The 13,531-nt window shown below is 59.2% G+C and carries 14 protein-coding genes; 8 read left to right on the forward strand and 6 right to left on the reverse strand.

Features of this window, described 5'->3' with window-relative positions; translation table 11 throughout:
• Window positions 1-312 precede the first annotated feature (312 nt).
• The 7 genes from MRBLMR1_RS16465 (at window position 313) to MRBLMR1_RS16495 (ending at window position 6,482) form a co-directional block, all read left to right on the forward strand.
• A complete protein-coding gene (locus MRBLMR1_RS16465) occupies window positions 313-2,214 on the forward strand; it encodes a potassium transporter Kup (RefSeq protein ID WP_148142893.1) in 1,902 nt (633 codons plus the stop codon).
• Window positions 2,215-2,418: 204 nt separating this feature from the next.
• Window positions 2,419-3,597, forward strand: a complete 1,179-nt coding sequence (locus MRBLMR1_RS16470) for a cell wall hydrolase (protein WP_148142892.1) — start codon at window positions 2,419-2,421, stop codon at window positions 3,595-3,597.
• Window positions 3,598-3,825: 228 nt separating this feature from the next.
• A complete protein-coding gene (locus MRBLMR1_RS16475) occupies window positions 3,826-4,185 on the forward strand; it encodes an AtpZ/AtpI family protein (RefSeq protein ID WP_500065299.1) in 360 nt (119 codons plus the stop codon).
• A 61-nt stretch (window positions 4,186-4,246) separates the two neighbouring features.
• Window positions 4,247-4,999, forward strand: coding sequence for a F0F1 ATP synthase subunit A (locus MRBLMR1_RS16480; RefSeq protein ID WP_148142891.1), 753 nt, complete (start codon window positions 4,247-4,249; stop codon window positions 4,997-4,999).
• 68 nt (window positions 5,000-5,067) lie between these two features.
• Entirely contained in the window at window positions 5,068-5,295 is a 228-nt protein-coding gene (locus MRBLMR1_RS16485) for a F0F1 ATP synthase subunit C (RefSeq protein WP_112455014.1), read from the forward strand.
• A gap of 92 nt (window positions 5,296-5,387) precedes the next feature.
• Window positions 5,388-5,999 (forward strand): F0F1 ATP synthase subunit B, encoded by a 612-nt coding sequence (locus MRBLMR1_RS16490; RefSeq protein WP_148142890.1) that lies wholly within the window; start codon window positions 5,388-5,390, stop codon window positions 5,997-5,999.
• A gap of 3 nt (window positions 6,000-6,002) precedes the next feature.
• A complete protein-coding gene (locus tag MRBLMR1_RS16495; RefSeq protein WP_148142889.1) occupies window positions 6,003-6,482 on the forward strand; it encodes a F0F1 ATP synthase subunit B in 480 nt (159 codons plus the stop codon).
• Between the two features lie 122 nt (window positions 6,483-6,604).
• Here the strand turns inward: MRBLMR1_RS16495 and MRBLMR1_RS16500 are convergent, their stop codons facing one another.
• The 3 genes from MRBLMR1_RS16500 to MRBLMR1_RS16510 form a co-directional block, all read right to left on the reverse strand.
• Window positions 6,605-7,141 carry a DUF6984 family protein gene (locus MRBLMR1_RS16500; protein WP_500065302.1) on the reverse strand — a complete coding sequence of 179 codons (537 nt, stop codon included), beginning with the start codon at window positions 7,139-7,141 and terminating at the stop codon, window positions 6,605-6,607.
• Between the two features lie 214 nt (window positions 7,142-7,355).
• Window positions 7,356-8,018: a ribonuclease HII gene (rnhB, locus tag MRBLMR1_RS16505; RefSeq protein ID WP_148142888.1), complete on the reverse strand. Its 663-nt coding sequence runs from the start codon at window positions 8,016-8,018 to the stop codon at window positions 7,356-7,358.
• Between the two features lie 282 nt (window positions 8,019-8,300).
• Window positions 8,301-9,458: a PA0069 family radical SAM protein gene (locus MRBLMR1_RS16510; RefSeq protein ID WP_148142887.1), complete on the reverse strand. Its 1,158-nt coding sequence runs from the start codon at window positions 9,456-9,458 to the stop codon at window positions 8,301-8,303.
• A 127-nt stretch (window positions 9,459-9,585) separates the two neighbouring features.
• On the opposite strand from MRBLMR1_RS16510, the gene MRBLMR1_RS16515 reads away from it, so the two are divergent.
• On the forward strand, window positions 9,586-10,101 hold the full coding sequence (locus tag MRBLMR1_RS16515) for a glycosyl transferase (protein WP_148142886.1): 516 nt from the start codon (window positions 9,586-9,588) through the stop codon (window positions 10,099-10,101).
• A 2-nt stretch (window positions 10,102-10,103) separates the two neighbouring features.
• Here the strand turns inward: MRBLMR1_RS16515 and moaB are convergent, their stop codons facing one another.
• Genes moaB through MRBLMR1_RS16530 form a run of 3 tightly spaced genes read right to left on the reverse strand, consistent with a single transcriptional unit; the run spans window position 10,104 to window position 13,473 of the window.
• Window positions 10,104-10,652, reverse strand: coding sequence for a molybdenum cofactor biosynthesis protein B (gene moaB / locus MRBLMR1_RS16520; RefSeq protein WP_183684977.1), 549 nt, complete (start codon window positions 10,650-10,652; stop codon window positions 10,104-10,106).
• Window positions 10,652-11,629 carry a 4-(cytidine 5'-diphospho)-2-C-methyl-D-erythritol kinase gene (locus tag MRBLMR1_RS16525; RefSeq protein ID WP_148142927.1) on the reverse strand — a complete coding sequence of 326 codons (978 nt, stop codon included), beginning with the start codon at window positions 11,627-11,629 and terminating at the stop codon, window positions 10,652-10,654. Before MRBLMR1_RS16525 ends, moaB begins: the two co-directional genes overlap by 1 nt.
• An 8-nt stretch (window positions 11,630-11,637) precedes the next feature.
• Window positions 11,638-13,473 carry a tetratricopeptide repeat protein gene (locus tag MRBLMR1_RS16530; protein ID WP_148142884.1) on the reverse strand — a complete coding sequence of 612 codons (1,836 nt, stop codon included), beginning with the start codon at window positions 13,471-13,473 and terminating at the stop codon, window positions 11,638-11,640.
• Window positions 13,474-13,531: the final 58 nt, after the last annotated feature.

Here is a 13,531-nt window from a genome sequence, read left to right on the forward strand (position 1 = left end):
ATCGCCGCAAGGCCCTTGCGCAGAAGGCGTCCAAGCGCCATTTTCCGTCTACTGTCTGGGGCACCCCGCCTCCTATATTTTGGCAATTGCCGCTTTCATCGTCGCCTCGCTTGCTGGCCGGCGACGGTTCGCTGGCCGGTTCCGGGCAAAAAATTGAGAGTGATCAAGGCCCGACCTGCCAAAAAATAGTCTGCCTATTTTAACCTTAGTCCGGAAGTTCGTTCGCTCTGTTCCGTCCATTCTGTTGCGCATGCCGTTATCCGTTTCATTGTCCGTCGTCTTCTGGAAAGGCTGACTGAAGTCAGGCACTCTATGGGTCACCCCGCTGAACATCACGCTGCCGAAAAGACGCGTACTCACAGCCTGTTTGCACTCACCCTCGGCTCCGTCGGCGTCGTTTACGGTGATATCGGCACCAGCCCGCTTTATGCATTCCGCGAGGCGCTGAAACCCGTTGCCAGCGACGGCCTCACTCATATGGAAATCATCGGCCTGATCTCGCTGATGATCTGGACCCTGACGATCATCGTTACGCTGAAATACGTGATCTTTCTGCTTAGAGCCGATAACGACGGTGAAGGCGGCACGCTCTCGCTTCTGGCGCTTCTGACCAAGTCGGCCAATGGACAGCGCGCCATGCTGATGCTGCTCGGCCTGATTGGCGCAGCTCTCTTCCTTGGCGATGCGATGATAACGCCGGCGCTTTCCGTCATGTCCGCGGTCGAGGGCTTGAAACTGGTCACGCCGAAGCTGGATAGCGCGGTTCTGCCCATTTCCGTGGTCATTCTGATTGCGCTTTTCGCCATACAGTCGAAGGGCACCGCCCTGGTGTCACGTTTCTTCGGGCCGATTACCGCGCTCTGGTTCATCGTCATGGGTGCGATAGGGCTCGTCCATATCGCCGATGATCTGAGTATTCTGAAGGCCTTCAACCCCTGGTACGCGATGGAATTCATGCTGCGCGAAGGCTTTGCCGGCATTGTCGTGCTTGGCGCTGTCTTTCTGACGGTGACCGGGGCTGAAGCGCTTTATGCCGATCTCGGTCATTTCGGTCGCAAGCCGATCCAGTTGGCCTGGTTCCTTCTGGTTTACCCTGCGCTGACGTTGAATTATCTAGGCCAGGGCGCCATGGTGCTGCAGCATCCGGAAGCGATGAGCGACCCCTTCTATCTGATGTTTCCCGAATGGGCGCTGATCCCGGTCATCCTTCTGGCGACAGCCGCGACGATCATTGCCAGCCAGGCGGTGATTACCGGTGCTTTCTCGCTCGTGCGCCAGGCGATCCATCTCGGTTACCTGCCGCGCATGCAGATCCTCTTCACCTCGGAGACCAATACGGGGCAGATCTTCCTGCCCGGCGTCAACACGCTGCTGCTTGTCGGCGTGATTGCGCTCGTTCTCGGCTTCGAAAGCTCCGAAGCACTCGCTACCGCCTATGGCATCTCGGTGACCGGCGCGATGGTGGTCACGACGCTCATGGCTTTCGAATTCGTCCGCCTTCGCTGGAACTGGCCGCAGACGGTGGCGATTATGGTTTTGGCGCCATTGCTCGCCTTCGAGCTGGTTTTCCTTGGAGCCAATCTCCTGAAGATCCATGATGGCGGCTGGGTGCCGGCGATGATGGCCGCGTTTTTCACCATCATCATGTGGACCTGGAAACGTGGCACCGCGATCCTTTTCGAAAAGACCCGTCGCATCGATGTGCCGCTTAATACCTTCGTGCCGATGGTGGAGAAGAAGTCGGATCATGCCCCGGTTTCGGTGCCCGGCATTGCCATCTTCCTGACCAGCGATCCGGAAACCGCACCTGCCGCATTGCTGCACAACATCAAGCACAACCATGTCCTGCACGAAAAGAACGTCATCCTGACCATTCGTACAGTCAATAAGCCGCGTGTTTCGATCGAGGAGCGATATCGCTTGGAAAAAATCTCCGAGCGCTTCACCGTGATCGAACTGCGCTTCGGCTTCATGCAGTCGCACAATGTCTCGCAGGCGCTCGCCTATCTGCGCAAGACCGGCTTCAAGTTCGACATCATGTCGACCTCGTTTTATCTTGGTCGGAGGAAGCTGGTGCCGGATGCCGAATCGGGCATGCCCATGTGGCAGGACCGGCTCTACATCGCCATGGCCAATGCTGCGACCGACCCATCAGACTATTTCCATCTGCCGGCTAACCGTGTGGTCGAACTCGGTGCGCACGTCATCATCTGAGCGGAATGGACCACCTCTACCGCGTGTCCTTGGGGCTATATTCACGTCTTTGTTAAATGCGCGTGTGCTGAAGGAGGCTGTGGCGCAAGGCTTTCCGTTCGCGCGTTAACCGCTCATCAAGGTTAATGATTCACTCTTCAAGCATAGTCGCTGTCCCGCACGTTCTCTTGCGGGCTTCTATGGTTACCTTGTGGAGTTGCCGTTTTGCGTTCGAAAAGAGTTCTGCGTAAGAGGTCCCTGCCGCGTTGGGACAGATTGGCCTCTCCGGTTCTGTTCGGTTTTGCCGCCTGGCTAGCCTTTCCTTCCGTACCCTCTCAGGGTGACCTCACTGACATGCTTTCCGGTGTTAACGGGCCGTCGGAAAGCTGGCGGATGGTGATCACCCAGTCACCGGCGGGCTCGCTCCACACCGCCTCGCTTGCCTTTCCGGGCGGCTCGCACGTTCTCGGCGGTGATGCCGGGATCGCGTTGCCGGACGGGCGCAGGGTGGCGTTGGCCGACAAGGACAAGACGGGCGAGGGAACGCCCGACGAAGATCGCATCAACCGCTCTGAAAAGAAGGGCCGCATCGTTGCCGTCATGCCGATGCTGCCGCCGAAGGCATTCTCTGCCGGCTCCATCCTCGATCGTTCGAGTTCGTTGACAAAGCCCGTCGATGACGAGGACGAGATGACCGCCTTCGTCAAGGTCGCCCGGGGCGAGCAGGCCAGTCAGCAACCGGTCGAAGTGGCCGAATTCTATTTCCGCAAGGATGAGGTGAAGGAAAAGAGTCTTCCGCCGATGATTGCCAGCCTCGTGACTAACGATCATGCGGATATACTGGCAACCGCCTATGCTTCATCCGCCCCTGATTTCTCCCGCCAGTCACCCTTCGATGCAATCCTGAAGAAGCCCGAGGCGGGAAGGTTTATCCCGCCGATCGGTCCCGAGGACCATGCCTGGGCGGCGAACCCGCTGCCCGCCGATTCTTTTTCGCCCAAGCAGCAGCAGTGCCTGGCATCCGGCATCTATTTCGAGGCGCGAGGCGAATCGGTGCGCGGCCAGGCCGCGGTTGCCCAGGTCATCCTAAATCGGGTGCGCAATCCAGCATATCCGGATACCATCTGCGATGTCGTCTATCAGAACGAGGATTGGCGAAACCGCTGCCAGTTTTCCTTCGCCTGCGACAATATCAAGGACCGGATACGTTCGCAGGATCATTGGAAGACGGCGCGTGAGGTGGCCATGGCCGTCACCGCCGGCAAGATCTGGATGCCGGAGGTTGGCTCTGCGACACATTATCACGCCACCTATGTCCGGCCGAACTGGGCGAAGACGATGAAAAAGGTGGGACGCATCGGTTTGCACGTCTTCTATAGAACCTATGGTGGTGGTTGGAGCTGATACAAGCGCCCCAGTGCCCGCCGATTCCCGCAACAGTTTTATCCACTATCCCGTCACTTATGCTATAAGGCGATGAATTCATTAGCTTTAAAACGCTTGTGGCAAGCTTGTTCAGCGCCTTGACTAGCAAGGCGGTGAAAACTATGTTGCGCGCACTTGAAAGAGGGCCGGAAGGCGCGAAATCCCTCGCTAACCGTTGCACGGCTTTGCCGTGCGGGAGAGCCGGTGATGGAGGATGCGATGGACGACCCTAATGATGGTCTGGATGAGCGCCGGAAGCGCCTTTCTGCAGCCTTGGCTGAAAGAAAGGCCGAAGACGCGGCAGAGGATCGGAAGAACGGACAATCGGAAGCCAGCCGCAAGGGTATGGCGCTCGGATTGAAGATTTCCTCCGAATTCATCTCTGCCATCGCGGTTGGCGGGGTCATAGGCTATCTGATCGATTGGGCCATCGGCTCAAAACCCTGGGGGATGATACTTTTTGTCCTCCTCGGTTTTTGTGCCGGTGTGCTAAGTGTGCTCCGCGCCGTAGGTATGGTGGCTCAACCGCCGCACCTTGAAAGCCGGAGCAGTGAAGACAAGAAGTGAGGCGACCTCGGGTCGTCTTGGTGAACAGGCCGCGCGGGCGGTCATCGAAAGAGGGTAAACGGTGGCAAACGATCCGATCCATCAGTTCCACATCAACACGATCGTGCCGATTGAAATCGGTGGCATCGACTTCTCTTTCACCAATGCTTCCCTGTTCATGGTTGCGACGGTCGCTATTGCAGCCGGCTTTCTCTATTTCTCGACCTCGCAGCGCTCGCTGATCCCGGGCCGCGCGCAGTCTGTTGCCGAAATGTCCTATGAATTCGTCGCAAATATGTTGCGAGAAGGGGCGGGCAGCCACGGCATGAAATTCTTCCCGCTGGTCTTTTCGCTGTTCATGTTCATCCTGACTGCGAACCTGATCGGCATGTTCCCTTACTTCTTCACCGTCACCAGCCAGATCATCGTCACCTTCGCTCTGTCGATCCTGGTCGTCGGTCTCGTCGTGGTCTACGGTTTTGCCAAGCATGGCCTTCGCTTCCTGAAGCTTTTCGTGCCGTCGGGCGTTCCTGGTGCGCTTCTGCCGCTGGTTGTTCTGATCGAGGTCATCTCCTTCATCGCCCGCCCGATCAGCCTCTCGGTTCGTCTGTTCGCCAACATGCTGGCTGGCCACATCACGCTCAAGGTTTTCGCAGGCTTCGTGACCTCGCTCGGTGCACTCGGTGCGCTCGGCATTGGCACGGCCATCCTGCCCCTCATCATGACCGTCGCTCTGACCGGTCTGGAATTTCTCGTTGCATTCCTTCAGGCCTACGTCTTCGCAGTCCTGACATGCATGTACCTGAACGATGCCCTGCATCCGGACGGTCACTGAGAAATAAAGTCGTTGGTGCTTGAGGGCACCAGTCCAAAGCCGCAACAAACCATTCGAAGGAGTTCATCATGGACGCGGAAGCAGCAAAGTACATCGGCGCAGGTATCGCTTGCCTCGGCATGGGTGGCGCAGGCATCGGCCTCGGCACGATTTTCGGCAACTACCTGTCGGGCGCTCTGCGTAACCCGTCGGCTGCTGATGGCCAGTTCGGCCGCCTGATTTTCGGCTTCGCCGTTACGGAAGCTCTGGGCATCTTCTCGCTGCTCGTAGCTCTCCTTCTCCTGTTCGCTGTCTAAGACTTATCGTCTAGCGGCATAGGATAGGATCACGGCCGGCCGGCAACGGTGAGCCGTGATCCACTTTATATGGAATTCACCTGGAGGTGATGATGTTCGTGACCTCGGCATACGCGCAGACCGCGCCGGCCGCATCTGAAACGCCTGCTGCGCCCGCAGGCGAGGTTCATACCGAAACCGGCGTCGCTCACGGCGGAGAGCACGAGTCTGCGGGTTTCCCGCCATTCGACTCGTCGCATTTCGCGTCGCAGCTGCTCTGGCTCGCCATCACCTTTGGCCTTTTCTATCTCGTCATTCAGAAGGTCATCATGCCGCGCGTTGGCGGCATCATCGAAGATCGCAAGGGCCGTATCGCCGGCGATCTCGAAGAGGCAGGCCGCCTGAAGGCCGAAGCTGACGCTGCCGTCGAGACCTATGAAAAGGAACTGGCTCAAGCCCGTTCCAAGGCAAACGGAATTGCTGACGCTGCCCGCAACGACGCCAAGGCCAAGGCCGCTGCCGATCGCACCGCGATCGAGGCGGAACTTGCTGCCAAGCTCGCCGCAGCCGAAACCCGCATCGGCGAAATCAAGTCCAAGGCTTTTGCCGAAGTGGGCGCGATTGCCGAAGAAACCGCGACCGCGATCGTCGATCAGCTGATCGGCGGCAAGGCCACCGGCGACGACATCAAGGCTGCTGTCGCAGCTGCCAAGACGGGAGCCTGATCCATGGACGCAACATTTTGGGCCCTTATCGGTCTCGTCCTCTTTCTCGGCCTGATGATCTACATCAAGGTTCCGGGTATGGTCGGCCGTTCGCTGGACAAGCGCGCCGATAACATTCGCGGCGAACTCGACGAGGCAAAGCGCCTGCGTGAGGAAGCCCAGGCTCTGCTCGCCGAATACCAGAAGAAGCGCAAGGAAGCCGAGGCCGAAGCGGCAGCCCTGTTGGCCGCCGCCGAACGCGAAGCCGCTCTTCTGACCGAGGAAGCCCGCCAGAAGACCGAGGAATTTGTTGCTCGCCGCAACGCACTTTCGGAACAGAAAATCAAGCAGGCCGAAGCCGACGCCATCACCGCCGTCAAGTCCGCTGCCATCGACATCGCTGTCGAAGCCGCAGGCAAGGTGATCGCCGCAAAGGCCGATAAGACCACCCAGACCGCCCTCTTCAAGGACGCCGTCGCTAAGGTCCAGTCGCGCCTCAACTGACTTCGCTCAGAATTCGAATTTGAAAAGCCGGGTGAAAACACCCGGCTTTTTTGTTTCGAGATGTCGGACGTTGATTATGGCCTGTAGGCAAGTCTCTAATTCAAGATAGAGCTTCCCGGCTCCTAGTAGAAATAGATTCTATCGAGTTCGATCTCATAAGGATCTATAAGGATCGGGCTGCCGTCCTCTTTATAGATTTCAAGCTCATCTATTTTCCCGTCGATGACATGAAGCAGCAAGTGGACCAATGCGCCGCTTTCATCGACGTCATCCATATAGAAGCCTTCAACCGGAATGCGCCCACTAACCCTATCCGATGGATAGTCATTGTCGCGAACATCCGCCCAGGGGCCGTTGCTGCGCAATTTCAAGCTTCCTTCCGGATCAATGCGCATGACTTCTACAGACTGCATCTGATCGAGAATTTGACGCCGTCCGGGGAAGTCGCCACGAAGGAGATGCATCAGCAGATTGTGCTCCACTGTTCCGATGGGTCTCCAATTGTCAACGATGCGCTCTTTGGACGGATCCTGACCTCGTTCTTCAGAAAGCCTGAGCCAGCCTACAGCTTGCCGGGCTTCGATGACTGCTTCGGCGGTGCTATAAAAAATTCCGGAGACTAGCTCTTCGACCCAGGCCGGCGGGCAGTCGTCCCACATCGATACCTGTTCCTCAACATAGAAAAACAGTCCATCGGTGCGCCTATATATACTTATGCGCTTTAGCTGATCGGCGCGCATAATTCGCTTTACGAGTTTCCTAGTCATCCTACTTGCTTGACCCTTGGACGATTGCTGTTGCCCGGAGAAGCGCAGCATCGGCCAATGAGGGCAAACAGGCAATGCGTCGAGACCGCCCGGCGTTCTGTTCGCTCTATTCTAAAAAGTCGTCCTTCTTCAACGGCCGAAAACTCATCCTGTGCAGCGGGCAGGGGCCGTCGGCGATGATCGCGTCGCGGTGCTGCTTGGTGCCGTATCCGGCGTGCTTGGCAAAGCCATAGGCCGGGTAGACCAAACCGGCGCGGTTCATCATCCGGTCGCGCGTCACCTTGGCGACGATCGAGGCGGCGGCGATGGAGACGGAGCGACTGTCGCCCTTGATGACGGCCGTGCCCGAGCAGGAAAGCCCCTTGGGCACATCGCGGCCATCGACCAGCACATGGGCGGGCACGACCGAAAGGAAGGCGACGGCACGGCGCATGGCGTCGAGACTGGCGCGCAAGATGTTGATCTCGTCGATCAGCTTCGGCCCGGAGGAGGCGATCGACACATGGGCGGTCGCCATGATCGCTTCGAACAGGGCTTCGCGCTGCTTCAGGCTCAACTTCTTGGAATCGTTGAGGCCGGCCGGGATATTACCGGGGTCGAGGATCACCGCTGCGGCGACCACAGGACCTGCGAGCGGCCCGCGGCCTGCCTCGTCGGTTCCTGCAACCGGCCAGTGTCCGGCATCGCGGGCGGCAAGCTCTAGGCTGAAATCACAGGTGAGGGGAGTATCGAAAAGCATCGGAGAATCGGGCGGCGTGTGAACCAACATGGCGGCAGGCTCGCACGCCGTCCCGATCTCCTGCAAGCCCCGAAAGCGAGTGCGGCTTCGCTTTCCACCGCGCTCATGGCGGTGGGCTCGGGGCAATGTTCTCGGCGGGGCAAGGGGGCGGAAACCTTACCGAGAACGAAGTTGAATATGTCGTGCCTCACGGGAGGCGCATGAATGATACGAAACTCGACATGCGGAGGACTGAAGAAAATCTGGCTTAGAATGTGCAGGCATTCGTGGATGATTCCCTTCTTGCGTGTCCTCATGCCGGCGATCTTTCCTCTAAAGAAGCGAGAGCTGGATGCCGCCGCTGTTGGGGCGGATGAACAGGTCGTCGCGCAGATGCATGCCGCGCCGGCCGAGCCCAAGCCGCTTGGTCGCCATTTCGAAACGGCGGCCGATCTGCCAGGCATAGGGACCGGCACCCTTCATCCGCTTGCCGAACTCGGCATCGTAATCCTTGCCGCCCCGCATCGAGCGGATCAGCGACATCACATGCCGGTAGCGATCCGGATAATTGCGCAGCAACCAGTCGCGAAACAGTGGGCTTACTTCCAGCGGCAGGCGAAGCAGGACGTAGCTTGCTTCCGTCGCACCCGCCGCATGGCCGGCATCCAGAATTCGTTCTATCTCATGGTCGTTCAGCGCCGGAATGATCGGCGAAGCCATGATCGCAGTCGGTATGCCGGCATCCGACAGCGCCTTGATCGCTTCCAGCCGCTTGGCCGGTGTCGAGGCACGGGGTTCCATCGTTCGGGCGAGCTTGCGATCCAGTGTCGTCACCGAAATCCCGACTTTGGCGAGGCCTTTCGAGGCCATGTCGGAAAGGATGTCGATATCGCGCATGACCAGCGCCGACTTCGTCACGATCACCACCGGATGATTGGCCTTCTGCAGCACTTCGAGGATCTGGCGCATGATCCGCCATTCCCGCTCAATCGGCTGATAGGGATCGGTATTGGTGCCGATCGCAATTGCCCGCACCTTGTAATCCGGCCTGCTCAGCTCCCGTTCCAGAAGCCGCGGCACGTCCGGCTTGGCAAATAGTTTAGCCTCGAAATCGAGCCCCGGTGAAAGGCCCATGAAACTGTGGCTCGGCCTCGCAAAACAATAGATGCAACCATGCTCGCAGCCGCGATAGGGATTGATCGACCGGTCGAAACCGATATCGGGGCTGTCGTTGCGGGTAATCGCCGTTTTCGGCTTCTCGATCTGCACTTCCGTGCGGAACGGCTCGAGCTCCTCGAGTGTCTGCCAGCCATCGTCGAACGCCTCGCGGCGTTCATCCTCGAAGCGTCCGCTCGGGTTCAGGCCGGCGCCTCTGCCGCGCCGCCGATCGATCTCGATCCTGAGCCCGGATGATTGGACCAGTGCATCGGCAATGTCAGCCGTATGGGCGGGCGCAAACGCACCCTGCCGCAGTTGGGACAGCTCGGTCATTGAAGGCTCCTGACGGGATCACTTCCCGTTCTCGATGACTAAATTCCTATCGCCAAAATGAGAACATTGCAAGAACAAACTTTGTTCGTTGCTGGCTTTTGCCCAAGCTATGGGTTAAGGGTCAGAAATGCTGACTGTTTTGATGGAATGCAGGGACCAGGAAGCCGAGCTTGCTCAGACGCTTTCGATCCTCGTTACTGCCGCTGTGGAAGGACTTGTAAGTGACGTGATCGTGCTCGATCACGCGTCGCATGATGGTTCGTCCCGTGTGGCGGATGCTGCCGGCTGCCGGTTTCACAGTCACTGGGACATCAAGGATGTCTTGCGCAGCGCGCGTGGCGAATGGCTGCTTTTCATAGAGGCAGGCGCGCGTCCGCAAAGCGGCTGGATCGAGGAAGTTATCGAGCATCTGGCGATCCACAAGCAGCCGGCGCGCTTTTCGCCGTCGCGCAACTACCGCCGGCCATTCTTCCAGCGTATCGGGCGTTCGGTCCCTCCGCTGGAATACGGGCTGATCCTGCCGAAGAAGAGCGCGATTGCGATCGCCAAATCGGGCATGAGCCTGGAAGCGCTGGCAAAGGGCCACAAGGCGACGAAGCTGATGAGTCAGCTCATTCCGGCCTGGGTTGTCCGCAGCCGATAATTTCATCCTTTCGTGCGCTTCAGATGTTCATCCAGCCGCGGCAGGATTTCGACGAAATTGCAGGGCATGTGGCGATAGTCGAGCTGCGCCTTCAATATCCCGTCCCAGGCATCCTTGCAGGCGCCGGGCGAGCCGGGAATGACGAAGATATAGGTGGCATTGAGCACGCCGCCCGTGGCGCGCGACTGGATCGTCGATGTGCCGATCTTGTCATAGGAAATCCGGTGAAAAAGCGCCGAAAATCCGTCCATCCGCTTTTCGAACAGCGGTTCCAGCGCTTCCGGCGTCACGTCGCGGCCGGTAAAGCCGGTGCCTCCGGTGGTGATGACGACATCGATCTCGGGGTCGAGCGTCCAGGCCGTCACCTGTCCGGCGATCTTTTCGCAGTCGTCGGTCACGATGGCGCGGGCTTTCAGCAGATGCCCCGCCGCCTCGATGCGGTCGACAAGCGTCTGGCCCGACTTGTCGTCTTCGAGTGTGCGCGTATCGGAGACGGTCAGAACCGCGATGCCGAGCGGAATGAAGCTGCGCATTTCGTCTATCCCGATCATTATTTCGCTCCGATGGTCCGTGCGGCTGTGAAATACCAGTCTGGCCGCTTGCTCTGAAGACTGTTCGCAGCGTTTACCGCTTTGGCTGATGTTTCAAACAGTCCGAAATATGTCGCACCGGAACCGGACATGCGGGCAAGCCACGCGCCTTCCGCCGCAATCAGTTCGGAAAGCTCGCCGATCTCGCTGACAAGCGAGCGGGCCGGCGGCTCCAGATCGTTGCGCAGGGCGCTGAGATCGGCTTGCCAGTCTCCGGTAAGGGCTGGAATGGCGGGATTGTTCTTCTCCGTCAGCCGCCGAAAGATATCGGGTGTCGAGACGCCGCGAAGCGGGTTGCCAAGCACGATGGCGAAAGACGGCATGGTATCGAGCATGGTGATGTCCTCACCTATGCCTCTTGCGGCAAGCGGCCGGCTTTTCAGGCACATGGGCACATCGGCGCCGAGTGAAAGCGCAAGCGCCGAAAGTTCCGGCTCGCTGATCTGTGCATCCCACAGGCGTAAAAGACCGCGTAGGGTTGCTGCCGCATCGGCCGATCCGCCGCCGATGCCAGAGGCGATCGGCAGGTTCTTTTGCAGATGGATGGCAACCGGCGGCGCGGCAATGCCTTTTGCGTCAAGCGCAATGCGCAGGATATCGCGAGCCTTGAGCACGAGGTTCTGCTGGGCCGCATCCGGATCAGGCGAAAGCCCTTCGCCGAACCGGCCGGAAATCGAAAATGCATCCTTTTTGGAAAGCGTAAAACCCAGCCTGTCTCCGGCGGGCGCACCTGCCGTCGCATCGTCTGCATCAGCGGTAAAGCTCACGATACTGTCGAGCAGGTGATACCCGTCGGCGCGCTGGCCGACCGCATGCAGCGCCAGATTGATTTTCGCCGGTGCGAATTCGGTCACTGCGAAGTTTGTGAATGCTAAGTCGAAAAGGCCCGCGTCTGTGGCGGGCCTTTTGATATCTGACGATGTGATGCCCAGAGACATATCGTGCATCAGGACTTCTTATCGGGCGTGGCAGGTGCCGGAGCGGCCTGAGCCGGGGTTTCCGTCTGGTTGCGCACCGTATTGGTGGCATTCGGATCGAGCGCCGGCAGACCGTTTTCGATCTTCTGCTTTACATGCTCGCGGTTGACGTCTTCGCCTTCGGAAATAAGCGTGCGGTTCCACTGGTAGACGGCTTCGAGCTTGCGCCCGACCCGCCAATAGGCGTCACCCAGATGGTCGTTGATCGTGGCATCGCCGGCGCGCAGCTGGATCGCTTTCTCAAGCTCCGTCACCGCATCGTCGAACCGGCCGAGGCGATAGTAAGCCCAGCCGAGCGAATCGACGATATAGCCGTCATCGGGGCGCGCATCGACAGCCGCCTGGATCATCTTCAGGCCTTCGTCCAGATTGAGGTTCATGTCGACCAGCGAATAGCCGAGATAGTTCAGAACCTGTGCCTGTTCAGGGTTCAGTTCCAGTGCCTTGCGGAAATTGGGTTCGGCTTTCGGCCATTCCTTCAGGCGCTCATAGGCAATGCCGCGCTGGAAGAACACCGACCAGTCGCTCTGCCGCGGCACCGAGCCGATGACTTCGACGGCCTTGTCGTAATTCGCGGCCATCTCCTTGTAGTCCTTGGCCTCGGAAAGAACGCTACCATAGGCAATGTAACTGCGGATATCGGCCGGGTCGGACTGGATCAGTTCCTTCAGGTGGCTCTTGGCCTCATCGATCTTGCCGGTATCGGAAAGCGTGATGCCGAGCTGCAGTTCGGAAATCCGCCGCATCGGCGAATCCTCGGGAACCTGCTGGTAGAATGCGATGGCGCGCTGCGGCTGTTCCAGCTTTTCGGCAATGCCGCCGAGCATGATCAGCGTATCGGCACTCTTCTCGTCGAGCGCATGCGAGATCTGCAGGTAGAGCGCCACCATGTCTTCCGCACCCTGACGGTTCAGCGCCCCGCCTATGGAGAAGAGCACGCCGGCTGCACCTTCGGCAGCGGTCGTGACCTGCTGGGCCGGCTTTTCACCCTTTTCGATGCTCTGGCGCAGCGCCTTGAGCGGAGCGTAATTGGAGATCATGCCGTCGCCGACAGAGATCGCATCGAGCGCCTTCTGCTTGTTGCCCGCCGAGGCTTCCAATCGCGCCAGCGCCATGACAGCGCGCATGAACGTATCCGGGGCGGTAGCGACCGCGTCATTATTGGTCACGGCCCGGTTGAGATATTGGCGGGCGGTCGAGGTGTCGCCGGCGACGATCGCCATTGCACCGAGATGGTAATCGGTAAAGACCTTGAACCAGGCCGGACCTTTCAGTCCGTTGATCGTCGCGATCGCCTTTTTACCCTTGCCGGCGCCGACATCGGCCCAGCCGGACAGAAGAAGATGCGTCAGGCGGTCGAGATCGTTCGGTCCCTCATAGGCAAGGATCTTCCTGGCGCTGTCGTATTTACCGCTGCGCAGCGCATCCAGCCCGCGCACGATCTTCGTCACACGCTCGACGGCGGTGTCGCTCTTCAGCGCTTCGGCTTCCTTCAACCCGTCGGCAAAATCGCCGTTGAGAAGAAGCGAGATCATAAGCCGTTCGCGGATTTCGAGATTGGCCGGCTCGAAATCGAGTGCCTTGCGATAAAGCGCGATTGCGGTCGGGTAGTCGTGATCGACATCGGCCGTGCGGGCAGCGAGAAACGCGCCGGCAAACGACTTCACGTCACGCGCCCCGAACGTCGCCGCCTTCTCTTCGGCCGGCTTGGCGTCCGGTGTGGCGGCGCCCGCCACAGAACCGAACACCAGGCATGCCGCGAGCGCGACGCTGGAAAGCAGGAGATGACGGTTTGTCTGCCGCATAAACGGGCCTTTCATGAAAGCTGGCGTGTCGGCGACGCGTCGCCGCAGGAATGCGCCG

It is taken from the genome of Neorhizobium sp. LMR1-1-1.1 (assembly GCF_040675795.1).
GTDB classification, from domain to species: Bacteria; Pseudomonadota; Alphaproteobacteria; order Rhizobiales; family Rhizobiaceae; genus Neorhizobium; species Neorhizobium cellulosilyticum.

Coding starts and splice junctions, on each gene's coding strand:
- rnhB (WP_148142888.1), bottom strand. CDS start 8,018: ATGTTGGTTCACACGCCGCCCGATTCTCCGATGCTTTTCGATACTCCC.
- MRBLMR1_RS16500 (WP_500065302.1), bottom strand. CDS start 7,141: ATGTGGGACGACTGCCCGCCGGCCTGGGTCGAAGAGCTAGTCTCCGGA.
- MRBLMR1_RS16475 (WP_500065299.1), top strand. CDS start 3,826: ATGGAGGATGCGATGGACGACCCTAATGATGGTCTGGATGAGCGCCGG.
- moaB (WP_183684977.1), bottom strand. CDS start 10,652: ATGATCGGGATAGACGAAATGCGCAGCTTCATTCCGCTCGGCATCGCG.
- MRBLMR1_RS16495 (WP_148142889.1), top strand. CDS start 6,003: ATGGACGCAACATTTTGGGCCCTTATCGGTCTCGTCCTCTTTCTCGGC.
- MRBLMR1_RS16490 (WP_148142890.1), top strand. CDS start 5,388: ATGTTCGTGACCTCGGCATACGCGCAGACCGCGCCGGCCGCATCTGAA.
- MRBLMR1_RS16515 (WP_148142886.1), top strand. CDS start 9,586: ATGCTGACTGTTTTGATGGAATGCAGGGACCAGGAAGCCGAGCTTGCT.
- MRBLMR1_RS16465 (WP_148142893.1), top strand. CDS start 313: ATGGGTCACCCCGCTGAACATCACGCTGCCGAAAAGACGCGTACTCAC.
- MRBLMR1_RS16485 (WP_112455014.1), top strand. CDS start 5,068: ATGGACGCGGAAGCAGCAAAGTACATCGGCGCAGGTATCGCTTGCCTC.
- MRBLMR1_RS16530 (WP_148142884.1), bottom strand. CDS start 13,473: ATGCGGCAGACAAACCGTCATCTCCTGCTTTCCAGCGTCGCGCTCGCG.
- MRBLMR1_RS16525 (WP_148142927.1), bottom strand. CDS start 11,629: ATGTCTCTGGGCATCACATCGTCAGATATCAAAAGGCCCGCCACAGAC.
- MRBLMR1_RS16510 (WP_148142887.1), bottom strand. CDS start 9,458: ATGACCGAGCTGTCCCAACTGCGGCAGGGTGCGTTTGCGCCCGCCCAT.